The organism is Burkholderia sp. AU30198 (assembly GCF_020419825.1).
GTDB lineage: Bacteria > Pseudomonadota > Gammaproteobacteria > Burkholderiales > Burkholderiaceae > Burkholderia.
Map to the genome: position 1 here is coordinate 311,058 of NZ_JAIZSA010000001.1, position 24,939 is coordinate 335,996.

The 24,939-nt window shown below is 67.0% G+C and carries 26 protein-coding genes; 21 read left to right on the plus strand and 5 right to left on the minus strand.

The genetic code is table 11. From position 1 onward, the window contains the following. Nucleotides 1–24 precede the first annotated feature (24 nt). A complete protein-coding gene (locus LGN19_RS01325; protein WP_226212924.1) occupies nucleotides 25–681 on the minus strand; it encodes a TetR family transcriptional regulator C-terminal domain-containing protein in 657 nt (218 codons plus the stop codon). 259 nt (nucleotides 682–940) lie between these two features. On the opposite strand from LGN19_RS01325, the gene LGN19_RS01330 reads away from it, so the two are divergent. From LGN19_RS01330 to LGN19_RS01390, 13 genes are all read left to right on the plus strand, one after another. Further along, nucleotides 941–1,726, plus strand: coding sequence for an ABC transporter ATP-binding protein (locus LGN19_RS01330; protein WP_413227181.1), 786 nt, complete (start codon nucleotides 941–943; stop codon nucleotides 1,724–1,726). Between the two features lie 69 nt (nucleotides 1,727–1,795). Next, nucleotides 1,796–2,593, plus strand: a complete 798-nt coding sequence (locus LGN19_RS01335) for a transporter substrate-binding domain-containing protein (RefSeq protein ID WP_226212926.1) — start codon at nucleotides 1,796–1,798, stop codon at nucleotides 2,591–2,593. 51 nt (nucleotides 2,594–2,644) lie between these two features. Next, on the plus strand, nucleotides 2,645–3,361 hold the full coding sequence (locus LGN19_RS01340; RefSeq protein WP_174956544.1) for an ABC transporter permease: 717 nt from the start codon (nucleotides 2,645–2,647) through the stop codon (nucleotides 3,359–3,361). A gap of 49 nt (nucleotides 3,362–3,410) precedes the next feature. Then, nucleotides 3,411–4,106 (plus strand): ABC transporter permease, encoded by a 696-nt coding sequence (locus LGN19_RS01345; RefSeq protein ID WP_089432493.1) that lies wholly within the window; start codon nucleotides 3,411–3,413, stop codon nucleotides 4,104–4,106. A 52-nt stretch (nucleotides 4,107–4,158) separates the two neighbouring features. Beyond that, nucleotides 4,159–5,352 (plus strand): pyridoxal phosphate-dependent aminotransferase, encoded by a 1,194-nt coding sequence (locus LGN19_RS01350; RefSeq protein WP_226212927.1) that lies wholly within the window; start codon nucleotides 4,159–4,161, stop codon nucleotides 5,350–5,352. Nucleotides 5,353–5,383: 31 nt separating this feature from the next. After that, nucleotides 5,384–6,394, plus strand: a complete 1,011-nt coding sequence (locus LGN19_RS01355; RefSeq protein ID WP_226212928.1) for a succinylglutamate desuccinylase/aspartoacylase family protein — start codon at nucleotides 5,384–5,386, stop codon at nucleotides 6,392–6,394. Nucleotides 6,395–6,668: 274 nt separating this feature from the next. Then, the gene (locus LGN19_RS01360) at nucleotides 6,669–6,977 is read left to right on the plus strand and encodes a DUF485 domain-containing protein (RefSeq protein ID WP_122949372.1); all 309 of its coding nucleotides are present in this window, start codon (nucleotides 6,669–6,671) and stop codon (nucleotides 6,975–6,977) included. Then, nucleotides 6,974–8,704, plus strand: a complete 1,731-nt coding sequence (locus tag LGN19_RS01365) for a cation acetate symporter (protein WP_226212929.1) — start codon at nucleotides 6,974–6,976, stop codon at nucleotides 8,702–8,704. The genes LGN19_RS01360 and LGN19_RS01365 overlap by 4 nt, the downstream gene beginning before the upstream one ends. A 464-nt stretch (nucleotides 8,705–9,168) precedes the next feature. Then, on the plus strand, nucleotides 9,169–11,550 hold the full coding sequence (locus LGN19_RS01370) for an MCP four helix bundle domain-containing protein (protein ID WP_226212930.1): 2,382 nt from the start codon (nucleotides 9,169–9,171) through the stop codon (nucleotides 11,548–11,550). Then, nucleotides 11,531–12,301 carry a methyl-accepting chemotaxis protein gene (locus LGN19_RS01375; protein WP_175221584.1) on the plus strand — a complete coding sequence of 257 codons (771 nt, stop codon included), beginning with the start codon at nucleotides 11,531–11,533 and terminating at the stop codon, nucleotides 12,299–12,301. The genes LGN19_RS01370 and LGN19_RS01375 overlap by 20 nt, the downstream gene beginning before the upstream one ends. Then, nucleotides 12,298–12,879: a hypothetical protein gene (locus tag LGN19_RS01380; protein ID WP_226212931.1), complete on the plus strand. Its 582-nt coding sequence runs from the start codon at nucleotides 12,298–12,300 to the stop codon at nucleotides 12,877–12,879. Before LGN19_RS01375 ends, LGN19_RS01380 begins: the two co-directional genes overlap by 4 nt. 32 nt (nucleotides 12,880–12,911) lie before the next feature. Then, nucleotides 12,912–13,871, plus strand: coding sequence for a chemotaxis protein CheX (locus tag LGN19_RS01385; RefSeq protein WP_122949377.1), 960 nt, complete (start codon nucleotides 12,912–12,914; stop codon nucleotides 13,869–13,871). A gap of 40 nt (nucleotides 13,872–13,911) precedes the next feature. Then, entirely contained in the window at nucleotides 13,912–14,277 is a 366-nt protein-coding gene (locus tag LGN19_RS01390) for a response regulator (RefSeq protein ID WP_011355572.1), read from the plus strand. 40 nt (nucleotides 14,278–14,317) lie between these two features. Here the strand turns inward: LGN19_RS01390 and LGN19_RS01395 are convergent, their stop codons facing one another. After that, on the minus strand, nucleotides 14,318–14,848 hold the full coding sequence (locus LGN19_RS01395; RefSeq protein WP_226212932.1) for a DMT family transporter: 531 nt from the start codon (nucleotides 14,846–14,848) through the stop codon (nucleotides 14,318–14,320). A 90-nt stretch (nucleotides 14,849–14,938) separates the two neighbouring features. Between LGN19_RS01395 and LGN19_RS01400 the strand changes: the two genes are divergently transcribed. From LGN19_RS01400 to LGN19_RS01420, 5 genes are all read left to right on the plus strand, one after another. Beyond that, entirely contained in the window at nucleotides 14,939–15,844 is a 906-nt protein-coding gene (locus LGN19_RS01400) for a LysR family transcriptional regulator (protein WP_226212933.1), read from the plus strand. A gap of 140 nt (nucleotides 15,845–15,984) precedes the next feature. Continuing rightward, on the plus strand, nucleotides 15,985–16,560 hold the full coding sequence (locus LGN19_RS01405) for a hypothetical protein (protein ID WP_226212934.1): 576 nt from the start codon (nucleotides 15,985–15,987) through the stop codon (nucleotides 16,558–16,560). A gap of 10 nt (nucleotides 16,561–16,570) precedes the next feature. Next, on the plus strand, nucleotides 16,571–17,023 hold the full coding sequence (locus tag LGN19_RS01410) for a DUF3592 domain-containing protein (RefSeq protein WP_226212935.1): 453 nt from the start codon (nucleotides 16,571–16,573) through the stop codon (nucleotides 17,021–17,023). A 152-nt stretch (nucleotides 17,024–17,175) separates the two neighbouring features. Then, nucleotides 17,176–18,117 carry a hypothetical protein gene (locus LGN19_RS01415; RefSeq protein ID WP_226212936.1) on the plus strand — a complete coding sequence of 314 codons (942 nt, stop codon included), beginning with the start codon at nucleotides 17,176–17,178 and terminating at the stop codon, nucleotides 18,115–18,117. Nucleotides 18,118–18,170: 53 nt separating this feature from the next. Beyond that, nucleotides 18,171–18,578 (plus strand): DUF3592 domain-containing protein, encoded by a 408-nt coding sequence (locus tag LGN19_RS01420; protein WP_226212937.1) that lies wholly within the window; start codon nucleotides 18,171–18,173, stop codon nucleotides 18,576–18,578. Between the two features lie 12 nt (nucleotides 18,579–18,590). Here LGN19_RS01420 and LGN19_RS01425 read toward each other — a convergent pair whose 3' ends face one another. Further along, the gene (locus LGN19_RS01425; protein ID WP_174956571.1) at nucleotides 18,591–19,472 is read right to left on the minus strand and encodes a LysR family transcriptional regulator; all 882 of its coding nucleotides are present in this window, start codon (nucleotides 19,470–19,472) and stop codon (nucleotides 18,591–18,593) included. A gap of 133 nt (nucleotides 19,473–19,605) precedes the next feature. Here LGN19_RS01425 and LGN19_RS01430 point away from each other — a divergent pair, with 133 nt between their 5' ends. Both LGN19_RS01430 and LGN19_RS01435 read left to right on the plus strand, forming a co-directional pair. After that, nucleotides 19,606–21,015 carry an MFS transporter gene (locus LGN19_RS01430; protein WP_226212938.1) on the plus strand — a complete coding sequence of 470 codons (1,410 nt, stop codon included), beginning with the start codon at nucleotides 19,606–19,608 and terminating at the stop codon, nucleotides 21,013–21,015. A 120-nt stretch (nucleotides 21,016–21,135) separates the two neighbouring features. Beyond that, the gene (locus tag LGN19_RS01435) at nucleotides 21,136–21,930 is read left to right on the plus strand and encodes an enoyl-CoA hydratase (protein ID WP_175221590.1); all 795 of its coding nucleotides are present in this window, start codon (nucleotides 21,136–21,138) and stop codon (nucleotides 21,928–21,930) included. Between the two features lie 150 nt (nucleotides 21,931–22,080). Here the strand turns inward: LGN19_RS01435 and alr are convergent, their stop codons facing one another. Further along, on the minus strand, nucleotides 22,081–23,202 hold the full coding sequence (gene alr, locus LGN19_RS01440; protein WP_226212939.1) for an alanine racemase: 1,122 nt from the start codon (nucleotides 23,200–23,202) through the stop codon (nucleotides 22,081–22,083). 301 nt (nucleotides 23,203–23,503) lie between these two features. Here alr and LGN19_RS01445 point away from each other — a divergent pair, with 301 nt between their 5' ends. Then, complete coding sequence (locus LGN19_RS01445; RefSeq protein ID WP_174956531.1) at nucleotides 23,504–23,875, plus strand: MAPEG family protein; 372 nt, start codon at nucleotides 23,504–23,506, stop codon at nucleotides 23,873–23,875. Between the two features lie 27 nt (nucleotides 23,876–23,902). Here LGN19_RS01445 and LGN19_RS01450 read toward each other — a convergent pair whose 3' ends face one another. Next, nucleotides 23,903–24,871: a LysR family transcriptional regulator gene (locus tag LGN19_RS01450; protein WP_122949387.1), complete on the minus strand. Its 969-nt coding sequence runs from the start codon at nucleotides 24,869–24,871 to the stop codon at nucleotides 23,903–23,905. Between the last annotated feature and the right edge of the window lie 68 nt (nucleotides 24,872–24,939).

Sequence of the window (24,939 nt, forward strand, 5' to 3'; positions counted from 1 at the left end):
ATGCTGCCGTTGTGGCGCGGCGTCCTACGCGCGCTTGCGGGCCGTCTTCGGCGGCGGCAGGAACGTATCGACGACGCGCAGGCAGCTCGTCAGCGCGTCTTCCGCGGTAAACGACGTCGGGTCGCGCGCGAGTTCGAGCCAGAACCCGTCGATCACGGCCGTCAGCGTCAACGCGGCGAGATCGCTGTCGACGGTTCCGCCACGCACTTCCGCGATCTGGTCGAACAGTTTCTTCAATGCCTGCCGGTAGCCGGCATACAGCTCCTTGTGCGCCTTGCGGATCACCGGATCGCTATGGGCGACACTCCAGAAGCCGAGCCACACCTTCACGTTCTTCGGCGCGAACACCGGCGCGGCAAAACACACCTTGATGATCGCGTCGAGCTTGTCCTCGGGGCCGGTCGCGTTCGCGGCCGCCGCGCGCGACACGTCGAGCAGGTCGGATGCGAGCCGCTTGTAGGTCTGCGCCATCAGCTCGTCTTTCGACTGGAAGTGATGGTTGATCAGCCCGCGCGATACCTTCGCTTCCGCACAGATGCGGTCGATCGTGGTTTCCGAATAGCTGTAGCGCGCGATGCAGCGCATCGTCGCGTCGATGATCGATTGCTGCCGCACCGCGGGCGTTTCGCGGATACCGCGGCCGCGGGTCTGAACCGGTGCGCTGCCAGGAGTCTTTTTCACGGAGTGACCTTACGGAATCGTCATGGCACCGATTATAGGGGAGTGTCGGACGCTTGTTCAATTACACCGTCGAAAGCGGCGCGGAACCCGCGAAAACCCTTGCTTCCGGATTATTGAAATCTGTTGAACCACCGTTCAACAGCGCCTATACTCGACTCCGCATGAGGTTGGTCGGCCATTCAACAAGACGCCGCGATCCCGCACGGGACGGGCGTGAGAATTCGACACAGGAGACAGCATGTTGGCGCGGGTGGAGAGCGTGAAGGCGGCCGTCGAGGAACGCGTGCAGGTGATGGACCTGCACAAGCGGTTCGGCGAGCTGGAGGTGTTGAAGGGCGTGTCGCTGAGCGCGCGCGAAGGCGAAGTGATCTCGCTGATCGGCGCGAGCGGCTCGGGCAAGAGCACGCTGCTTCGCTGCATCAACCTGCTGGAAACGCCGACCCGCGGACGCATCGTGGTCGACGGCGAGGAGATCGGCCTGAAGGTCGACCGCAAGGGTCGCACGGTGCCGACCGATCCGCGCCAGGTCGAGCGCATTCGCACGCGGCTCGGCATGGTGTTCCAGAGCTTCAACCTGTGGGCGCACCGCACGGTGCTCGAGAACGTGATCGAGATGCCCGTGCATGTGCTGCGCGAACCGCGCGCCGAAGCGATCGCGCGCGCCGAGCAGCTGCTCGAACGCGTCGGCCTTGCCGACAAGCGCAACGTCTATCCCGCATTCCTGTCCGGCGGCCAGCAGCAGCGCGTCGCGATTGCGCGCGCGCTGGCCATGCGGCCCAAGGTGATGCTGTTCGACGAGCCGACTTCCGCGCTCGATCCCGAACGCGTCGGCGAAGTGCTGAAGGTGATTCGCGATCTCGCGTGCGAAGGCCGCACGATGATTCTCGTCACGCACGAAATGGCGTTCGCACGCGATGTGTCGAACAAGGTGCTGTTCCTGCATCAGGGGCGCGTCGAGGAGAGCGGCACGCCGGCCGAGATCTTCGACGCGCCGCAGAGCGAACGCTGCCGCCAGTTCGTCAACGCGCACCGGCAACACCACTGAACCACGGGAGCCGCCCGCACGCGCGGGCCGGCCCGATCGATCCGAATCTTTCCCGCAAGGAGTTCGACCATGAAGCGTGTCGTACGCAGTCTGCTGTGCCTGTTCAGTATCGTCGCCGCGGCACTCGCGCCGCTCGGTTCCGCGCACGCGTCGTCGGGCGTGCTGCGCTTCGGCGTCGCCGCCGAACCGTATCCGCCGTTCCTGATGAAGAGCCCGACGGGGCAGTGGAGCGGCTTCGAAGCCGACCTGATCCGCGCGCTGTGCGACCAGATGAAGGCAAAGTGCGAGATCAAGGAAGTCGCGTGGGACGGCATCATCCCGGCATTGCTCAGCGACAAGATCGACGTGATCTTCAACTCGATGTCGATCACGCCGGAACGCCAGAAGGTGATCGCGTTCTCGCGGCCGTACTACGAGACGCCGGGCACCTTCGTCGGCGCGAAGAACGCGAAGCTCACGCTCACGCCGGACGGCCTGAAGGACAAGGTGATCGGCGTGCAGGGTTCCACCGCGAACGCCGAGTTCATCAAGATGGCGTACGGCAAAGGTGCGACGGTGCGCCTGTACAACACGCAGGACGACTGTAACGCGGACCTCGTCGCGGGCCGGATCGACACGATGTATCTCGACCAGCTCGGCATTCTCGATTTCCTGAAGTCGAAGGATGGCGCGGCGTTCGAGCTGAAGGGTCCCGGCAGCGTGAAGATGGACCCGGCGATCTTCGGCTACGGCGTCGGCGCGGGGATGCGCAAGGCCGATGCGCCGCTGAAGCAGCAGATGGACGCCGCACTCGAACAGCTTCATGCATCGGGCAAGTACGCGCAGATCGCGAAGAAGTATTTTCCGATCGACCTCTGGCCGCACTGAGCGCGCGGATACGGGCATATCGGCGTACGCACGCACGGACGAGGAGGCGGCATGGACGGTTGGGGATGGGTGAGCTACCTGGGCATGGACCCGGACGGTTGGGGCGTCGCACTGCTGCAGGGCGCCGGCGTGACGCTCGAGATTTCGTTCGGCGCGTTCTTCGTCGGCATCGTGCTCGGGCTGCTGGGCGCAGCCGCGAAGCTGTCCGGCGTGCGCTCCCTCGAACGGATCGCGCAGGGCTACACGACGCTGTGCCGCGCGGTGCCCGAGCTGCTGCTGATTCTGCTGCTCTACTACGCGGGCACCGACGCGATCAACTTGCTGATGACGGCGATCGGCGTCGGACCCGTCGCGGTCAACGGTTTCGCGGCGGCGGTGATCGTGCTCGGCATCGTGCAGGGTGCGTATGCGGCGGAGATCATCCGCGGCGCGATCCTCGCGATCCCGTACGGGCAGATCGAGGCCGGCCGCGCGTTCGGTGCGCGCCCGGGGCTCGTGTTCCGGCGCGTGACGCTGCCTGCGATGGCGCCATACGCGCTGGCGGGCTTCGCGAATCTGTGGCTGATCCTCGTGAAGGACAGCGCGCTGATCAGCGTGGTCGGCTACAGCGAACTCCTCTACACCGCGAAGCAGGCGGCCGGCTCGACGCGCGAATACATGCACTACTACCTGATGGTGGCCGCCGTGTATTTCGCGATCACGTCGCTGTCCGGCATGCTGTTCCGCGAGATCGAGCGGCGTTTCGGCCGCTGGATGCCGGCATCGTGAGCCGCGCCGGGGTTTCTCACGCATTTTTCGACCGAACCGGATCAACGTCATGGATCTGAGCGTACTGTCTTCCTACGGATCGCTGCTGCTGCTTGGCGTGCTGACCACCGTCAAGCTGCTCGTCATCTCGGCCGTGTTCGGCTTCGCGCTCGCGATCGTCGTCGCGTTCGCGCGGCTGTCGGGCAACCCGGTCGTCGCGCGCGTCAGCAAGGCTTTTACCGAAGTGATACGCGGCACGCCGCTGCTCGTGCAGATCTACCTGATCTACTACGGCGTCGGCTCGCTGTTCGCCGGCTGGCCCGCGCTGCGCGACAGCGTGCTGTGGCCGTTCCTGCGCGACGGCTTCTGGTATGTCGCGTTCGCGCTGGTGATCAGCGTCGGCGCGTATGTCGGCGAGGTGCTGCGCGCGGGCCTGCGCGGCGTGCCGAAGGGCGAGATCGAGGCGGCGCGCGCGATGGGGATGCGCCCGTCGATGATCGCGCGGCGCGTGTGGCTGCCGCGTGCTATCCAGATCCTGCTGCCGACGCTCGCGGGCGAGACGGTGATGCTGCTGAAATCGACCGCGCTCGCGTCGACGGTCGCGGTGATGGACGTGCTCGGCGCCGCGAACTACATCCGCGCGCAGACGCTGCGGACCTACGAGCCGCTGCTGGCGATCGCGGTGATCTATGTCGTGCTCGCGTTCGTGATCGAACGCGCGTTTGGCCGGCTCGAACGGCGTGTGCCGGTACGCATGCCGCGGTGAACGAACCCTTGAAGATGCGGCGGCCGCCCGGTCGCCGCGCGACGGAGAACGCATGAACTATTCGAAGCTGGTCGACCGCCTGCAGGGCAAGCGCACGACTGCATGGGACATTCATTACGCGGCACAGGCGGCCGTTGCGGCTGGCGAACCGGCGATCATCCTGAGCGTGGGCGATCCGGATTTCCCGACGCCCGACGTGATCGTCGAGTGCGCGGTGACCGCGCTGCGCGGCGGCGATACGCACTACAGCGAGGTGCGCGGCCGTGCGGAGCTGCGCGCGGCGATCGCGCGGGAGCATGCGAGGGCGTCCGGGCAGGCCGTCGGTGCCGAGCATGTGATCGTGACGGCCGGCGCGCAGAATGCGCTGTTCGCGATGGCGATGTGCCTGTGCGAGACGGGCGACGAGGTGATCGTGCCGGAGCCGATGTACCTGACGTACGAAGCGAGCGTGCGGGCGTCGGGCGCGACGCTCGTGCCGGTGCCGGTCGATGCGTCGCGCGGTTTTCATCTCGACTTCGACGCGCTCGAAGCGGCCGTGACGCCGCGCACGAAGGCGATCTTCTTCGCGACGCCGTGCAACCCGACCGGAGTCGTGCTGCCGCGCGCCGATCTCGAACGCATCGCGCGGCTCGCGTGCGAGCGCGATCTGTGGGTCGTGTCCGACGAGGTCTATGCGGAACTGACGTTCGAGCGCGACATGGTCAGCATCGCGTCGCTGCCGGGGATGGCCACGCGCACGGTGACGATCGGCAGCCTGTCGAAATCGCATGCGATGCCCGGCTGGCGGGTCGGCTGGGCGATCGGCCCGGCCGAACTGATCGAGCACGCGGAGCGGCTCGCGCTGTGCATGCTGTACGGGCTGCCGGGCTTCATCCAGCAGGCGGCCGTCACCGCGCTCGACAACAAGGCCGCGATCGTCGCGGACATGCGCGAGCTGTACCGGCGCCGCCGCGACCTGGCCTACGCGCGCCTGCGCGACGTGCCGGGGCTGCGTTGCCAGCTGCCGGAAGCCGGAATGTTCATGATGGTCGACGTGCGCGGCACCGGGCTCGACGCGCACGCATTCACGTGGGGATTGTTCCGCGCAAAGCAGGTCGCGCTGCTCGACGCGAGCGCGTTCGGCGATACCGCATCCGGCTTCGTGCGCTTCGGCTTCGTCGTCGACGATGCGAAGCTGGCCGACGCATGCGAGCGCATTGCGGCATTCGTCGCGAGCCTTGGCGCGGATTCGCACGCAGTGTCGTGATGTGCAAGCGGAACCCGAAGGAGGACGGACGATGATCGAGGCGCTGACATGGCAGGTGCCCGGCGACAACGGGCAGCCGCTCGCGATCCGCGCGTGGCGGCTGTCGGGCGGTGACGGGCCGCGCGTGCATCTGCAGGCCGGCGTGCATGCGGACGAGATCGCCGGCATGCTCGTGCTGCACCGCTTGCTCCCGCAGCTGTGCGCCGCGCACGATCGCGGCATGCTGCGCGGCACGGTGACGGTGGTGCCGCAGGCGAACCCGCTCGGGCTTGCGCAGTTCCGGCAAGGGCGCCTGCTCGGTCGCTTCCACGATGCGACGCACCGCAATTTCAACCGGCATTTCCATGAATCGGCCGCCGCGCGCCGGCCCGCGACGACATTCGCCGCCTGGCAGCGCACGCTGTTCGACGCCGCGTGCGACGCCGATATCGTGCTCGACCTGCATACCGATTCCGACGCGCTGCCGTACCTGTACCTGCAGCGCGATCTGTGGCCGGCCAGTCGCGATCTCGCGGCCGCGCTCGGCGTCGACGTCGCGATTCTGTGGGACGAGGATGACGACGGCGCGTTCGAAGGCGCGATCGCCGCGCACTGGGCGCGCAACGGCGGCCTGCGCGAACGGCTCGTCGCGACCGTCGAGCTGCGCGGGCAATCCGACGTATCGGATGCGCTCGCCGCGCGCGATGCCGACGGCGTGCTTGCGTTCCTGCGCGGCCGTGGCGTGATTGCGGAGCCAGTCGGCGCGCACGACTGGCATGGCGAAGCCGTGCCGATCGCGCACATGGAGACGGTGCTCGCACCGGTGTCGGGCGTGCTCGTGTACGAACGCGAACTAGGAGCGACAGTCGATGCGGGCGAGCGCATCGCACGGATCGTCGCGCATCCGGGCGTACCCGGCAGCGAGCACGTGCTGGTCGCGCCGCAGGCCGGACGCATCGTCACGCGCAATCGCGAGCGTCTGGTCGCGCAGGGCGACGTCGCGCTGAAGCTGACGGGTTCGCGTCCGTCGGCGGGATGGTCGGGCGGCGCGCTCGATCCGTGATCGACGCTGCGCTCGACTATCCGGTTATTGAGCACTATCGAAATATTGCGTCCGGACTAACCCGCATCGCTGCGCCGAAACGACGTCGACGTTGCGACGCGCCCCGCGCACGGTCGCGTACAGGATGAGGGCGTCTCGCGTGCGACAACGGCACCCGCGCCCGGAATCGCTAGGGAAAACCATAGTGCGCCCTCGAAAGATCGAGTAAGCACGCAGTCAGCTTCGCCGTCCAGAATCGCCACACTCATTCAAAAAGCAAACCAGGAGACAGGCGATGCATGATGGGTTGGTGAAAAAAATCGAAGCGCATCCGAAGTATGCGCTGCTCAAGCGGCGGCGCAATACGCTCGGTATCTGCCTGACCGTGCTGATGCTGATCGTCTACTACGGCTACATCGCACTGATCGCTTTCGACAAGTCGTTCCTCGCGAAGCCTGTGAGCACCGGCGTGACGAGTGTCGGTGTACCCGTCGGCATGGCGGTGATCGTGTTCACCGTCGTCATCACCGGCCTCTATGTGCGTCGCGCAAACAACGAATACGATCAACTGACGCAGGACATCCTGCAGGACGTCGCCCAATGAAGAAGACTCTTTCGATGACGCTGGTTGCGCTGCTGGCCGCGGGCGCGTGCGGCGTGGCCGTCGCGGGCGGCGGCGATGTCGGGCAGACCGCCAAGCAGGCGACCAACACCACGGCCATCATCCTGTTCGCGCTGTTCGTGGCAGGGACGTTGTGGATCACCAAGTGGGCGGCGTCGCGCACGCGTTCCGCGGCGGATTTCTACACGGCCGGCGGCGGCATTACCGGGTTCCAGAACGGCCTGGCGATCTCGGGCGACTACATGTCGGCGGCATCCTTCCTCGGCATTTCCGCGGCGGTGATGACGTCGGGTTACGACGGCCTGATCTACTCGATCGGCTTCCTGGTCGGCTGGCCGGTCATCACGTTCCTGATGGCCGAGCGGCTGCGCAACCTCGGCAAGTTCACCTTCGCCGACGTCGCCGGCTACCGCTTCGAGCAGGGGCCGATCCGCAGTTTCGCCGCGGTCGGCACGCTGGTGGTGGTGGCGTTCTACCTGATCGCGCAGATGGTCGGCGCGGGGCAGCTCATCAAGCTGCTGTTCGGTCTCGACTACTGGGTGGCCGTCGTCATCGTCGGCGCGCTGATGATGGTCTATGTGCTGTTCGGCGGCATGACGGCCACCACGTGGGTGCAGATCATCAAGGCGTGCATGCTGCTCGCGGGCGTGACGTTCATGGCGATCATGGTGCTCGCGCAGTACGGCTTCAGCCCGGAGGCGCTGTTCGCCCATGCCGTGGAAGTCAAGACCGCGATCGCCGCCAATGCCGGCAAATCGCCGGACGACGCCACGCGGATCGGGCTGTCGGTGATGTCGCCGGGCGGGTTCATCAAGGATCCGATCTCGGCCATCTCGTTCGGCATGGCGCTGATGTTCGGCACCGCCGGCCTGCCGCACATCCTGATGCGCTTCTTCACGGTGCCGGATGCGAAGGAAGCGCGTAAATCCGTGTTCTGGGCCACCACCTGGATCGGCTACTTCTACGTGCTGATCTTCATCATCGGTTTCGGCGCAATCACGCTGGTGCTGACCAATCCGGAACTGTCCGACGTTGCCAAGGGCGTGATCAAGGGCGGTGCGGGCACGGCCAACATGGCTGCGGTGCTGGTGGCCAAGACGGTGGGCGGCGACGTGTTCTACGGCTTCATCTCGGCCGTGGCCTTCGCGACGATTCTGGCGGTGGTCGCCGGGCTCACGCTGTCGGGTGCCTCTGCCGTGTCGCACGACCTCTATGCGACCGTCTTCAAGAACGGCAACGCGAACAGCGCGGACGAGCTGAAGGTGTCGCGTATCACGACGCTGGTGCTCGGCGTGATCGCCGTGCTGCTGGGCATCGCGTTCGAGAAGCAGAACGTCGCGTTCATGGTGTCGCTGGCGTTTGCCGTGGCGGCGTCGGCCAATTTCCCGGTGCTGTTCCTGTCGATGATGTGGAAGGGCTGCACCACGCGTGGCGCGATCATCGGCGGGTTCCTCGGGCTGATCTCGTCGGTGGGGTTGACCATCGTGTCGCCGTCGGTGTGGGAGGCGACGCTCGGTTATCCGAAGGGTTCGGCTTGGTTCCCGTACACGTCGCCCGCGTTGTTCTCGATGACGATCGGCTTCGTGGGCGTGTGGCTGTTCTCGGTACTCGACACGAGCCTGCGCGCGAAGGCGGAGAAGGGCGCGTTCGCCGCGCAGCAGGTGCGTTCGGAAACGGGGCTGGGGGCGACTCGCGCCAGCAGCCACTGAGCGGTAGCCAGCCGGTCACGCCCGCCCAGGGGGCGACGATGCGATGCGCTTTATCGTCGCTCGTCGTCCCCGCGGCGGGCGGTATCGTTTTCATCAGTCCGTTGAATCACTCTCCGGCAATAAAAAATCGCGAATTCGACTGAATTCGCCGATAATGCGCAAACGTTTTACGAAAGCCCGATTGCGGCTAATCCGCGGATTAAATAAATAAAAAGAAAATATCCGTATTCCGGATTTTCCGCCCGCGTCGTAGTGCCGATCGAAGCCTTGAGGCAGTGGGTTAACGGCAGATTCCGGCAATACTTTAGGGTTCTTTCGTCACAATTGTTCATTTCATTTTTATCAATGAACGATTGATTTCCGGTCATCGGAGCGTCATACACCATCCCCGATAATTCGGCGCTCACATTCTTTCAATAGACCAAACGGCGATCGAAGCCGGATCGCTGCGGGGAGCTGTACTCATGACCATCCGTCACCGCATTACGCTGCTAGTCGTCCTGACGTTTTTCGCGCTGTCCGCGATCGGCATTTATGCCGTGTACCAGACGCGCAAGAGCGCGTCCGAGGTGCGTCAGGTCACCCAGGGAATCGTGCCGAGCGCGCTCGCGTCCGCGGATCTCGTTGCCGATGTGAAGAACATCCAGATCGCGACGATGACGCTCGTCTACGCGCCCGACGCGAATACCGCCGCGCAGGCGCGCGACGAGCTGAAGGCGAAGCAGGCCGCGCTGCGCGCCGCACTCGACGTGCAGGCGAAGTCGGCGGTCGGCCAGGCGCAGGTCGGGCTCGTCTCGCAGGCGAAGGACAGCGCCACGAACTACTTCGCGGCGATCGACGACACCGTGAAGATGAAGGCCGACGGCAAGCCCGAGATGGCGCAGGCGTACCTGTTCGCGAACGTCGCGCAGTATCGCGACGAACTCGAGAGCATCGTCGACACGCTGCGCGTCGAGAAGAACCGCCAGAAGGACGACGCGATCAGCGCGCTGAACGGGATGCTGTCGACGACGGCGACCGCGATCGCGGGCGTTGCCGGCACGGTGATCGTGCTGCTGACCGCGCTCGGCCTGCTGCTGTATCGCCAGATCACGCGCCCGCTGATCGGGATGCAGACGGCGATGAGCGAGATCGCGACGAGCCAGGATTTCACGCGCCGCGTGCCGGTGGGCAGGATGGACGAAATCGGTCATTCGATCGTCGCGTTCAACGGGATGATCGAGAAGATCCAGGAGAATGCCGCGCAGCTCAAGCAGAAGACGGCCGACATTCAGGCGATGCTGCAGAACATGCAGCAGGGGATCCTGACGGTCGTCGAAGGCGGCGTCGTGCATGCGGAGTATTCCGCGTACCTCGAAACCATCTTCGAGACGAACGACATCGCGGGCCGCGACCTGATGGCGCTCGTGTTCGACGACTCGAACATCGGTTCCGACGCACGCTCGCAGGTCGACGCGGCCGTGCACGCGTGCCTCGGCGAAGACAGCATGAACTTCGAGTTCAACGAGCATCTGCTGGTGAACGAAGTCGCGAAGCGGATGCCGGACGGCCGCGAGAAGTGGCTCGACCTGAGCTGGTCGGCGATCACCGACGAGACCGACACGGTCGCGCGCCTGATGCTGTGCGTGCGCGACGTGACCGAGATTCGCGAGCTGACCGCGCAGGCCGGCGAGCAGCAGCGCCGCCTCGAAATGATCGGCGAGATTTTGTCGATCAGCCAGGACAAGTTCCACGACTTCGTGCACAGCGCGAAGGGCTTCCTCAGCGAGAACGAACGGATGATCCGCCAGCACGAGCGCGCCGATCACTCGATCGTCGCGGCGCTGTTCCGCAACATGCACACGATCAAGGGCAATGCGCGCACGTACAGCCTCCAGCACCTGACGAACATCGTCCATGAAGCGGAGCAGGCGTACGACTCGCTGCGCCGCGCGGACGGCGGCCCCGAGTGGAACCGCGACGCGCTGATGGACGACCTGGCGCGCGTGCGCGAGGCCGTCGAGCACTACGCGATGATCAACGCGGTCACGCTTGGCCGCAGCGGCGAAGCGGTGCAGGGCGCCGACTTCCTGATGGTCGAACGCGCGCACATCAGCGAGAGCCTGCGCGTGCTCGACGGCGCCGATCCGGCGAACGCGGCCGACTGGCACGCGGCACGCGATGCCGTGCGCCGCATGCTGGGCCAGCTCGGCACGCAGGGCATCGGCGATGCGCTCGGCGGCGTGATCGAGTCGCTGCCGTCGCTCGCGGCCGAACTCGGCAAGCCGGCACCCGTCGTGCATATCGACAGCCACGGCCACCGCGTGCGCAGCGAGATCGCCGCGACGCTGAAGAACGTGTTCATGCACCTGCTGCGCAATTCGATGGACCACGGGATCGAATCGTCCGACGAGCGGCGCGCGGCCGGCAAGGCAGCGTCCGGCACGATCGACATCGCGGTCGGCGTGGGCGGCGGCGAGCTGTGGTTCGTGCTGAGCGACGACGGCCGCGGCCTCGCGCTCGACCGGATTCGCGGCATCGCGCGCGAGCGCGGCTGGATCGATGCCGACCCCGACACGGCGCTGTCCGATGATGAGGTGGCCGAGCTGATCTTCCGGCCGGGCTTCTCGACCGCGAGTGCCGTGACCGAAGTGTCGGGGCGCGGCGTCGGCATGGACGCGGTGCGCAACTTCCTGAAGCGCGACGGCGGCGACATCGCGCTGCGCTTCACCGACGATCGCGTCGGCGCGCCGTATCGCGCGTTCGAGACGATCGTGTCGTTGCCGGCCCGTTTCGCGGCCGACGGTGCCGCGCAGGGCGTTGCACACGAGCGCGCGCGCAGCGCGGATGTCGGCGCGGCGGAGTGACGACGTGATCGTGCAGGCGTGGATGATCCAGATGGCCGCCGCCCTGGCGGGCGGTGCAGTCGTCGCAGTCGTGGCGGCGATCGTGTTTCGTGTGATGCGCAAGCGGCTCGTCGCGACGCTTGAGCGCGATAAGGAACAGTTGCGCGGCGCGCTCGACGCAGCCGATGCGCGCGTCGCCGACGCGGTGTCGGCGCATGCGGAGGCGGCCGACGCGTGGACGCAGCGCGAGGCGCAGCTCGAGGATGCGCTGGCGCGCGAGACGTCCGCGGCCGGCACGCAGCGCGACGCGATGCAGGCGCTGTCGGCCGATCGAACGGCGCTCGCGCAGCACGCGATGAAGATCGCCGACGAAGCCGCGCGTCTGCGCGGGCTCGCGGGCACCTTCGAGCGCTGGCACGAGCAGATGATCTCGCTGACCACGCAGAACCAGGACATGCGCACGAAGAACCTGGAACTGTCGGCGATCGTCGCGCACGTGTCGATCGTGTCGCTGAACGCGTCGATCGAGGCCGCGCGCGCCGGTACGGCCGGGCGCGGCTTCTCGATCGTCGCGAGCGAGGTGCGCGGACTGGCCGCGCGCTCGCAGCAGCTGTCGAACAGCTATCGCGACAGCCTGAACCGCAACGATCTCGTGACGGCCGCGACGTTCCAGGACATCCAGGCCGGCGGCAAGATGATCACGGCCGCGCTCGCGACCGTCGAGACGCTGGCCGGGCAACTGCACGCGCGGATCGAAGGAGGTGCGGCGTGATCAGCGCGCAGGCGAAAGCCGGCTTCGAACGGATCTTCTTCGACGCGGCGCGCACGCGGCTCGCGTCCGGCGGCGCGTGCGACATCCGGCCCGCCGCCGGCCACGCACACGACGGGCAGGATCACGCGCTCGCGAAGTCGCGCACGAAGCCGAAGGTGCCCGAGCATGTCGCGGTGCTGACGATCTCGGCGCTGCATTTCCGCCTGCTGCTCGCGCTGCGCTTCAGCGACGACGACGCGACGCGCCGCCATTTTTCCGGTGCGACGGCGGGCACGAGCAGCCAGCGGCCGCTACCCGAAGCGTTCATGGAAGTCGCGAACCTGTGCTGCGGCGCGATCAACCAGGCACTGACCGCATCATTTCCGGACCTGGGAATGTCGACGCCTTATCTGCTGAGCGGATCGAGCATTGACTACCTGCCCGCGCTGGCACCGAATCACGTGGCCGCCTACGACCTGACGCTCGACGGCGACGTGCGGGTCGGTGCGACGTTGTGCGTGTGCGCGAACGCGCCGGTCGATTTCCATGTGCCGGAAACGGCCACGGTGGATACCGGCGGCGAACTTGAACTGTTCTGACCGACCCTGATCGACCATTAGGAACCCTTGAGATGACCTTAGACAAGCCTGTCAGCAAGGTGCTCGTGCTCGACGACAGCCGCGCGCATGCCGATACGATCAAGCGTTTCTGCGACGAGCACAACCTGGTCGGCCTGACCGTGCGGCGCAACCGGCTGCTGAAGGTGCTGCGCTCGAACATCGACCTCGGCGCGATCCTGCTGGCCGAGGATTACGGTGGCTCGCCGGCCGAGAGCGCGATCATCGCGACGCAGATCGATGCGCTGCGCCCCGAACTGCCGATCATCCTGCGCCGCGAATCGCTCGCGTCGCGCGACGGGTTGCCGGAGGCGCTCGCGCGCGTCGCGTGCGCGGCCTACGTCGCGGACGACATGACGCCGCTCAAGCGCGCGATCGACGAATACCTGTTCGGCCGCGATTACCCGAACGCGCTCGTGCGTGGCATCTCGGAGATCACCGAGGCGCGCATCGACAGCCTGTTCCCGGGCATGACGATCGAGCACGAGACGCCGTGCATCGTGCGCGACCAGATCATCTTCGGCGAAGTGTTCAGCCTGATCGCGCTCGAAAGCGCGTGGTGCCGCGGTTACATGCTGCTGCAGACGAGCGAGCAGCCGCTGCTCGACATGCTCGGCGGCACGCGTGACGCCGGCCGCGCGCCGGATTTCCGCGATGTGAACAGCGTGCTCGGCGAGCTGACCAACCTCGTGTGGGGCGCGTTCAAGAACCGCTATCTCGGCGATGCCGAGGCACTGGCGCGCCATCCGGTGCAGGTGCCGCTCGTCGTCAATCACAAGCAGAAGTTCATCTCGTTCGGCGGCGACTGCCCGCAGCTCTGCTTCAAGTACCGGATGACCGACCCGGCATCGGGGCGCTCCGTCTGCCTCGACCAGCGCTTCGTGTTCAGCCTCAGCTGGTCGCCGGAGGATTTCCGCGAATCGGTGCAGGACGTGGGGCCGATGGTCGAATCGGGCGAACTCGAACTGTTTTGAATGTTGAAGTCAGCAACAAGGAAAGGAAGGGGAATACGACATGGCAAAGATTCTGGTGGTCGACGATTCGGGTACGGTGCGCGACGAAGTCGCGGGCTTCCTGCGCAATCACGGGCTTGACGTCGCGACGGCCGTCGACGGCAAGGACGGTCTCGCGAAGCTCAAGGCGACGCCCGGCGTGCGCCTCGTGATCAGCGACGTGAACATGCCGAACATGGATGGCCTGACGATGGTCGAGAAGATTCGCGGCGAACTGGCGAACTCGACCGTCAACGTCGTGATGCTGACGACCGAAAGCAGCCCGGCGATGAAGGAGCGCGGCAAGGCCGCCGGCGTGAAGGGCTGGATCGTGAAGCCGTTCAAGGGCGACGCGGTGCTCGACGCGCTGAAGAAGCTCGCGGGCTGACGCACCGGGCACCGGTGCGCGCCCGCTGCCGGTCGCGCATTCAGCGCTGCGGTTCCGGTTGCGCGACCGCCGCGTCGCCGGGTGCGGCCGGCGCGCGTGGCGCGGGCGTCTGCCATTGCACGACGATCATTCCCGCGAAGATCAGCGCGACGCCCGCGATGCGGCCGGGTGTCGCGAGCCGCTGCGCGAGCCCCATCAGCCCGTAGTGGTCGATCAGCAGCGACGCGAGCGTTTGGCCGGCGACGACGCAGACGATGAAGGTCGTCGCGCCGAGCCGCGGCGTCAGGATCAGCGCGAGCGTGATGTAGATCACGCCCGCGAGGCCGCCGAGCCACATCCACAGCGGGCGCTGCAGCGCGTCGCCGACGAGCGGCGCGTTCGCGCGGGTGGCCAGCAGCACGGGCAGCACCGCGAGCAGGCTGACCGTCAGCGACGCGACGCTCGCCCACAGCGGGTGGCCGAGCGCGCGCCCGAGTGCGGCATTGCTGCCGCCTTGCAGCGGCACGAGCGCGCCGGCGACGAAAGCCGCGGCGGCGAGCGGAAGGGTGGCGAAGGAAACGGAAGTCGTCATCTTGGTCGGTCGTGAAAGGATGTTGAAATGATTGTTGTCCATTAAGATCGCGAATGGAAATTCGTTCTTCGGATGCTTCATATTCCTTTCATGAATAATCTGGCCCGCATCGACCTGAACCTGCTCGTGACGCTGCACGCGCTGCTGAGCGAAAAACACATCTCGCGCACGGCCGTCCGGCTGCACCGCAGCCAGCCGGCCGTGAGCCATGCGCTCGCGCGCCTGCGCGAAATCTTCGGCGATCCGTTGCTCGTGCGGCGCGCGGGGCGGCTCGAGCTCACCGCGCGCGCGAACGAACTGGTCGAACCGCTGAACGACGTCCTGGGCCGGCTTGGCGCGCTGGTCGAGCCGCAGGCATTCGATCCTTCCGCGGCCACGCGCGTCTTTCGTATCGCGATGTCCGACTACGGCGCGCGGATCGTGTTGCCGGCGCTCGTGAAGACGCTGCGCGCCGATGCGCCGGGCATCGAGCTGATCGTGTCGCAGGCCACGCGCGAGGCGATGCGGATGCAGTTGATGGACGGCGAGGTCGATCTCGCGCTCGGCGTGCTGCCCGCGTTGCAGCGCGACCTGCATGCGCAACCGCTGTTCGTCGAATCGTTCGCGTGCGTGGCCGATGCGAGCCGCCTGCCGCGCCGCGGCGAACTCGCGCTCGACGCCTGGCTCGCGCGGCCGCACGCGCTGGTCGCGATGCGCGACGGGATGGACAACGAAGTCGATCGCGCGCTCGCGCGGTTGAGGCACGAGCGGCGCATCGCGGTGATCCTGCCGTTCTGGAGCGTCGCGAACGACCTGATCGCCGGCACCGACCTCGTGCTGACCGTCGCGCGCCGCAATCTCGATCGCGTGTGCGGCGACGTACGCCTGCGCGTGTTCGAGCCGCCGTTCCCGATCGATTCGTTCGAGTTTGCCCAGTACTGGCACGCGCGCCGGCACGGCGACGCCGCGCACATCTGGCTGCGGCAGACGATCGCGCGCGTCGCGAGCGGCGGGTAGCCGCGCGGCGCGGCCGGCAGGGCGCGCAATTTACAGCGTGCCGCGATAACCGTATCCTGCCGGATGCCGAGGGCGGCGTGGCGGCGCGACAGGCGCGGCACGCCCGGCATCCACAACAATCAGGAACGGGACACCTTCCCATGAAAATCAAGATCGATCGCGCCGCGCGCGGCGCATGCGTGATGCTGATGGCTGCGCTGGCAGGCGGGTGCGCCGGCACCGGGCAGCAGCCGGCACAACAGGCCGCCGTCGGCGGTTCGTCGTACACGTGCAACCCCACGCAGGCCGACGGACAGGCGACGGCCGGCAGGGGCGCCAACGGGTGCTATTTCGTGCTGCACGATCCCGCGACGAAACAGGTGCTGCCGAACACGCACTATGCATTCGCGCTTTACACGAGCGCGGCGCAGGACAACCAGGAACTCGAAGTCGAAGGCACGACCGACGCGCAGGGGCGTACGGTCTACGTGCGTTCCGCCGCGCCGATCGATGCGGCGCGCATGGTGCTCGTCCGCACGGTCGGCGACGGCCCGATGGGGCGCATCCCGGTGCTGGTCCGGCCGCAGGACGGCAAGCGCATTCCGTTCGCGCAATACAAGGTCACGGGCTGCAACGGCCTGTACGAAGGCGTGACCGACGAAACGGGGCGCGGCGTGATGTACCGCTGCAAGACGCAGTCGAAGATCGAGGTGTCGTTCTACCAGTCACGCAAGTAAGGGGAGCGCGATGGTGTCCGGATCCAGCCGCACCGCCGCGCAGCAGACGGAGACGCTGATCGCGAAGGGCATCGTCTTTACCATCGCGGGCACGTGCATGCTGATCGGCACCGTGCTGTACGCGCAGTGGACGCGCGAATTCCTGCGGACGTCGGTCGTCGTGCCGGGGCACGTCATCAAGCTGAACGCGGGCCCGCATCATCCGGAGATCGCGTTCACGACGCTCGCCGGCGAGCAGGTCGAATACCCGCAAGGCGGCGCGGTCAGCGTGCAGGACGGCGCGACCGTCGAGGTGCGCTACACGCCCGACGAGCCCGGGATGAGCGCGCGGATGAATACGTTCGGCGCGATCTGGGGCGACGTACTGATGATCGGCGGGATGGGCGTCGGTTTTTTCCTGGCCGGCGTCAGTCAACTGCGGTCGGGCGTGCGTGCGTGGCGCAGCGGGCGCAAGCGTGCGTGACCGCTGGCGCTGCGCCGAATCCTGACGAACCCCGTCGAGCAGAACATCATGAAACCCATCACGAGACTCCTGGGCCGATCTCGTTGCCGCGCGGACGCTCGCGTGCGCGACATCGCTGCAGGTTGCCTCGTGTCTACACAGGACATTCCGGCATGACCATCCGCTTGAAACCGTGGCTGATCGCGATCGGCACCGCATGCGCGGGTCTGGCCGCACACGCGGCGGGCACCGCCCATTCGCTTGACCAGGTGCCCGGGAAGTTCAGTTCGCCCGACGCACGCGCCGCGTACGCGCGCGACATGAGCGGCGCGCCCGAACAGGACGGTTTTGGCGTACACCTGCCGCCGGGCTTCACGAAAGAGGCGCTGGTCGCGCAGCTTGCGCCCGGCCAGCCGCTTGGGCGCGTCGTGCTGGTCGGCGCGAAGCCGTGGCCGCAGCGCTCCGGTGCGTTTGTCGCGATCGTCTGCGCGGCACCGACCGACGGCCTCGCGCGCGAAGTGCTGAAATTCGGTGCGCCCACCGATTGTGAGGGCTATGAGCACCACCCCGGTGTCGATGACACGAAGGAGCTGGTCTGGCTGGGTGTGTTCGAGCGCGGTGCGGATGGTGCGCCGCAACTCGTCGCACGTACCGAACAGGCGCTCGACCAGGCGATCGACTGGAGCCAGACGAATATCGAGAGTCCCGACCCCGCCGCGACGGAGAACGTCGCAATACGGCCCGAGCGGTGGTTGCGGTTCGATCTCGCCCCCTACGCGCTGCGGGCGGGCGATGCGGCATTCGGCGTGCGGGCAGGTTGGTCGGCCGGTTATTCGGGCGGCGGCGCATCGTTCGAGGCGTTGTACCTGTTCCGGATCGACGGCAAGACGCTGCGCCTCGTGTTCGCGCAGCCGATGATGTACTACGAGGATGTCGCCGGCGACTGGCATCGCGATGGTACGCGCGATCACGACATCACCGAGGGGAGCAATACGCTGAACGTGCTGCCGACGTCGACGGACGGTTTCCACGACCTGCAGCTGCGCCAGCGCGGCGGCAAATGGCGCCAGACGTTTCGCTGGTCGGCGGCCGACGGCGAGTATCGGCCGCGCTGAAGCGGCGCCATCATCGACGGTCAAGCGCTTCGAACATGACGCAGACATCCGACATGCAGGTATTCAAAGGCGGCCTCGCCGTGTTGACTGGCACGATGCTGCTGGTCTTTGCGGTCTTCGATTTCCAGTCGACCCGGGATTTCATGCGTGAATCGATCGTCGTGCCGGGGCGTGTGGTCCGGCTGGACTACGGGCCGCATCATCCGGACATCGCATTCACGACGCGCGCGGGCGAACGCATCGAATACCCGCAAGGCGGCGAGGTCGACGTCCATCTCGGCGAGGTGGTCGAGGTACGCTACCGGCCTGCCGAACCGCACATGAGCGCAAGGATGAATACGTTCGGCGCGCTGTGGGGCGGGGCGATGACGCTGGGCATTGCAGGCACGCTCTTCGTATTGGCCGGATCGCACTCGGGCGTGCGTGCGTGGCGCAGCGGGCGCAAGCCGGCCGCGCGCTGACACACGGGCCCGCTACCGTGCAGAGGGCCCGGCGGTTGCGAATTCGTCGACGACGGCTTCGATCACGGCCTGCACGCGCGCGGTCTTGTAGAGATCGGCATGGGCGACGAGCCACACGTCGAAATGATTGCATCGCCGCGTCATGAGACGCACCAGCTCCGGCTCCGCGTCGGCGCGGAAGCACGGCAGCTCTGCAATGCCGAGCCCCGCCAGCGCAGCCTCGACCAGCATCATCGTCGACGATGTCTGGAACATCACGCGGCCGCGCGAAGTCGGTTCGCCGCACAGCGCGTCCCACATCGTCGGCACCACCGGCTGCTGGTACATCACCAGATCGTGCCCGTCGAACGCGCTGCCCGCGACCGGTTCGCCTCGCTCGGCCAGATAGCGGCGCGAAGCATAGATGCCCGTTTCGAGATGCCCGAGCCGCCTGACGATCAGATCCGGCGAATCCGGCCGCAACGTGCGAATCGCGAGGTCCGCATCACGGCGCGTGAGGTTGGCGATTTCGGCCGATGTCACGCATACGACGTCGATGCCTGCATGCCTGCGTCGCAGGCGGGCGATCGCGGGCACCACGAAACGCTTGCCGAGCGAGTCGGTCGTGGCGATGCGCACGGACCCGGCCAACTGCTCGTCGAGCCCCATCACGCGGCGTTCGATCGTGAGTGACGCCCGTTCCATCGTTTCGGCCGGTTCGAGCAGGGCTTCGCCCGCGGTCGTCAGCACATAGAGGGTCGGCGTTCGAAGAAACAGGCGGGCCGAGAGTTCATCTTCCAGCGCGGCGATCCGGCGTCCCACCGTCGCCTGATCGACGTTCAGTTGCGCCGCGGCGCTGCGCAGCGTGCCGGTGCGCGCCAGGGCCAGGAAGAAGCGGGCGTTGTCCCAGTTCATGCGGGTCGACTGTGTCATCGGAAGGGGTGGTGTACGGAAGGGGTGATGCAACTTTGCATCATGAAAATGCGAAATTACCACTTTTCTGCATCTCGGAGCGTTTCTAGACTCTTGGCATCCGTCTGGAGGTTTCATGTCCGATTGCAATCCGGTATCCGTCCCCGTGTCGATGACGGCCACGTTCCACCCGACTGTGCGCGAGCAACGCTTCACGCTGGCGCTTGTCGCGATCGGCATGTTCATGGCGGTCCTCGATTCGACGATCGTCAACGTGGCGCTGCCCGCGATGCGCACGAGCCTCGGCGCGACGCTGGGCGAACTCGCTTGGATCGTCGACGCGTATACGCTCAGCTTCGCTGCGCTGATTCTCGCGGGCGGCGCGCTGTCCGACCGGTTCGGCGCGAAGCGCGTGTATCTCGCGGGGCTGGCGCTGTTCGTCGGCGCATCGGCGGCGTGCGGCGTCGCGGCGTCCGTGGCCATCCTCGTGGCCGCGCGCTTCGTGCAGGGCATCGGCGCCGCGCTCTTCTTGCCCGCGTCGCTCGCGGTCGTGCGCAGCACCTTCGACGTGCCCGCCGAGCGGGCGCGGGCGATTGCGGTCTGGGCGGGCATCGCGTCGGTTGCCGTCGCCGTGGGACCGGTGCTGGGCGGCATCCTCGTCGACGATTTCGGCTGGCGCAGCGCATTCCTGATCAACGTACCGACCGGCGCGGTCGCTTTTGCCGGGGCGGCGGCACTCGTGCGGGCATCGGTCGCGCAGCATGTGCGCCACTTCGATTGGGCCGGTCAGGGTGTCGGTGCGACGGCGCTCGGCGCACTGTGTTTTGCCGTGATCGAATTGCCGACGCGCGGCGCTGGCGCTGCGGACGTCCGGTGCGCGTTGCTGGTCGCCGGGCTCGCATCGGTCGTGCTGATCATCGTCGAGCGGCGGGCGCGCAATCCGATGGTGCCGCTGGCGTGGTTTCGCAATCACATCTTCGTCGCGATGAACCTGATGGGCAGCCTCGTCTACGTCGGCTACTTCGGCTTGCTGTTCGTGCTGAGCCTGTATCTGCACGGACGCTTCGGCATGAGTGCGCGGCAGACGGGGCTGACGCTGCTGCCGTTCGCGCTGAGTTTGTCGCTGGGCAACCTGCTGTCGGGCAAGCTGCATGGCCGCGTCCGCCCGGTCCGGCTGATGGCGAACGGCCTTGGGGTGGCGGCGCTGGCCATCCCTGCGATCGCGATTGCGCTCACGCTGCGCGCGCCGTGGCCGGTGGTCTGGGCGGCCATGGCCGCATTCGGCACCGGAACCGCGCTGTCGGTGGCGCCGATGATCGCGACCGTGCTCGAACAGGTGCCCGCGGACGCGGCGGGCGTCGCGTCAGGATTTCTCAACGCGGCGAGACAGGCCGGCAGCCTGCTCGGCGTGGCCATCGCAGGCGCTGCGACGATACTGTTGCCGGATCTGACCGAGGCGTTGTGGGCCATCGCGGCGGTCGGTTGCGTCGCCTATGCGATCGCCGCCTTTGCCGCGCGGACGGCGGGCAACGCGAGTGGCACGTGACTGGACGCCACACGGAATGTGGAGGACCATTTCATCTCCACGGTGCCGTGAACGTGCGTGCATCAACGCCGCGCGTTCGCGCCGCATCGAATCGTGCCGAACCCCATCGAGCGGAACATCATGGAATCCGATCAAGAGACTGCCGAGCCGATCCTGTTGCGCGACGAGCACGACGGCGTCGTCACGCTGCGCCTGAACCGTCCGCAGCAATTCAACGCATTGTCCGAGGCGATGCTCGCCAGCCTGCACGATGCGTTCGACACGCTGGCGGCCGATCCGCACGTGCGCTGCGTCGTGCTGGCCGCCGAAGGCAAGGCGTTCTGCGCGGGCCACGACCTGCGGCAGATGCGCAGCAAGCCCGAGCTCGACTACTACCGCACGCTGTTCGCGCAGTGCAGCCGCGTGATGCTCGCGATGCGCGCGTTGCCGGTACCGGTGATCGCACGCGTGCACGGCATTGCGACGGCGGCCGGCTGCCAGCTCGTCGCCGCGTGTGACCTGGCGATTGCGGCCGATACCGCGCGCTTCGCGGTATCGGGCATCAACGTCGGGCTGTTCTGTTCGACGCCGGCCGTGGCATTGAGCCGCAACGTCACGGCGAAGCGCGCGTTCGACATGCTCGTGACCGGGCGCTTCGTCGATGCGGCGACGGCCGCCGCGTGGGGGCTCGTCAACGAGGCCGTGCCCGAGGACGCGCTCGACGCGGCCGTCGCACGCAAGGTCGCGGAGATCGTCGCGAAGAGCCCGGCCGCGGTGCGGGTTGGCAAGCAGATGTTCTATCGCCAGCGCGAGTTGTCGCTCGACGAAGCCTATGCGTATGCGGGCGACGTGATGGCGCGCAACATGATGGAAGAGGATGCGGGCGAAGGGATCGACGCGTTCCTCGAGAAGCGCAAGCCCACGTGGCGTTCGTAGTGCATCGCCGGATGAGTTCTCCAGACGGAGCGGAAGGGCCGTCACCCACGCCTTTCCCGCACACGGGAAAGCAAACGGGCCGCCCGAGGCGGCCCGTAAATCAGCCGGTATGCAAGGCGACGCGATAGCGCGCCGCCGCATCGACGCCGGTCAGCGCCCGTAGCTTCCGGTGCGCAGCGTCGGCTGTTCGCTCGACGCGCCGGGCGGCACGATCACGACCGGCACGCGGCGCGCGAGCGCGCACATCAGCTCGTAGCCGATCGTGCCGCTGGCTTCCGCCACATCATCCACTTTCACCTGGTCGCCCCACAGCTCGACACTCGACCCGATGCCCGCGTTCGGGCACGGCGTCAGGTCGACGGTCAGCATGTCCATCGACACGCGGCCGACGACGCGCGTCAGCACGCCGTCCACCGCGATCGGCGTGCCGGTCGGTGCGTGGCGCGGATAGCCGTCCGCATAGCCGCACGCGACGACGCCGATCCGCATCGGCCGGTCGGCCGTGAAGCGGCGGCCGTAGCCGACGGTTTCCTCCGGCGACAGCGTCTGCACGCCGATGATCTTGCTCGTCAGCGTCATCGCGGCCATCAGCGGCGTGTCGGCGATATCCCGCGACGCACCCGTCGGCGATGCACCGTACAGGATCGTGCCGGGCCGCACCCAGTCGCGGTGCGCGCGCGGATGCCACAGCACGGCTGCCGAGTTCGACGCCGAGCGCTCGCCCGGAATCCCGGCCGTAGCTGCATCGAACTGGTCGAGCTGCCAGTCGACTTCGCCTTCGTCGGCGTTCGCGAAATGCATCATCAGCGTGATCTTGCCGATCGACGGCGCGCTGGCCGCGCGCTCCCACGCGGCACGGAAAGCAGCGGGCCGGTAGCCGAGCCGGTTCATCCCGGAGTTCATCTTGAGTTGGATGTCGATCGGCTGCTGCGGCTTTGCCGCGATCAGCAGGTCGAGCTGCTCGTCGCAGTGCACGGCCACCGTCAGGCGGTGACGGTCGGCCAGCTCGACGTCGGCCGGCTCGAAGATCCCTTCGAGCAGCAGCACGGGCTTGTCCCAGCCGAGCTCGCGCACGCGCACGGCTTCGTCGAGATCGAGCAGCGCGATGCCGTCGGCGGCCGCGAGGCCCGGGTAGATCCGCTCGATGCCGTGGCCGTAGGCATTGGCCTTGACCACGCCCCACACGCGCGATTGCGCGGCGGTGCGGCGGATGAAGTCGAGGTTGTGGCGGACGGCGTCAGGGCGGATATGGGCGACGATGGGACGGGGCATGGCGATGTCTCGGGTCGGATGTCGTTCGGCGCGCGCGGCGGCGCGGGTTCGGCAGGCTGGCGCGGCAACGCGCCGAGCCAGTGTTGAGCGCTATCTTATTGGTGTTCGACCAGTTTTAATTAACGTTTTTGTCGATGATTTGGTGGAAATTTTGGTGTCTGACCGGGCTGGCCGCGGCTGTCGGCGGGCCTCGCAGCCGAGTCTCCCGTCTAGAAAACCGGTGCGCGAACAGTCTGCCCCAATGCTAAGCTCTCGGCGATCTTGTCATTGATCAATGTAATCATAAAGGAGGAGACTTTTGATGACGACGTCCCAGCTGTGCCTGTTCATCGCGGCGCTGTTGCCGTTCCCGATGACGTTTCTCGCGAAGGCCCGCAAGGGCTACGACAACCGCACGCCGCGCGACTACCTGGCGAAGCTCGAAGGCTGGCGCGCCCGCGCGCAGGCCGCGCACCAGAACGCGTGGGAGGCGCTCGCGCTGTTCACGGCCGGGCTGGTGGTGGCGTGGCACAACGGCGCGAACGTGCATCGCGTCGACCAGCTTGCGATGGCGTTCGTCGCGATCCGGATCGTTTATATGCTGATGTACCTGCTGAACTGGGCGTCGCTGCGCTCGCTCGTGTGGTTCGGCGGGATGGCGTGCGTGGTCGCGTTGTTCTTCGCTGCGCCGTAAGCGGCGCATGCGGGCGAGGCCGGCGCGTTACTTGCCGGTCGCGCCGCCCGTGCCGCGCACGAGACGGTCGTTGGATGCGGGCGCAACGATCGGGCCGGCGAACGGTGCGGCTGCCGCTTCCGCAGCTGCTTCGCGGTGCAGGAAGTCGATCAGCGGATCGAGCAGCCGGTGCCGTGTCGACGGATTGCGGCGCAGCACGAAGCGCCACGACGCGGCGCGTTCGAGGCCCGGCCGCAACGGCACGAGGCGACCGCTCCGCAGTTCCGGTTCGATCAGCGGCGTGCGGCCGAGCGCGATGCCCGCGCCGCCGACAGCCGCGCCGATCACCTGGCTGAAACTGCTGTAGCGGACGATCTTCGTTTCGAAGTCGCCCGGCAGGCCGAATTCTGCCGACCAGTTGCGCCAGTCGATCTCGGGCGTGTATTCGTTCATCTCCTGCAACAGCCGGCAGCGGCACACGTTCCCCGACGCGAACGGATGCAGCTCGGGGCTGCAGACCGGGAACACGGTTTCCTGCAGCAGCACGTCGTCGTCGGTTTTCAGGCGGTGTGCCGGCACGTTGACGATCGCCAGATCGACGCCGTGGCGCGCGAAATCGGGTTCGTCGTCGAGCGCGACGGCGTGCAGCGGTATTTCCGGATGGCTCGACGAGAATTCCGCGAGGCGGCGTGCAAGCCACATTGACGAAAACGACGCATTGGCGGAAACCGTCAGCCGTTGCGCGGTGCCGCGAATTTCGGCACAGGCATCGGTCAGCCGCGACAGCGCATCGCTGACGGCCGGCAGCAGGCGTGCGCCGGCCGGCGTGAGACTGATGCCGCCGAGCCCCGTGCTGCGTTCGAGCAGCCGCGCGCCGAGCGATTCCTCGAGCGCGCGGATCTGGTGGCTGACCGCGCTCGTCGACACGTTCAGCTCGACGGCCGCGCGCGCGAATCCGCCGAGGCGGACGGCCGCCTCGAAAGCCCGCAATGCGCTGAGGGGAGGGAGGTGCGACATGCGGGGTATTGTAGTTGACTCAACACCCGTTGAAAAATCATCTTTTGCCGCGCACGGGAGGCGCGGGT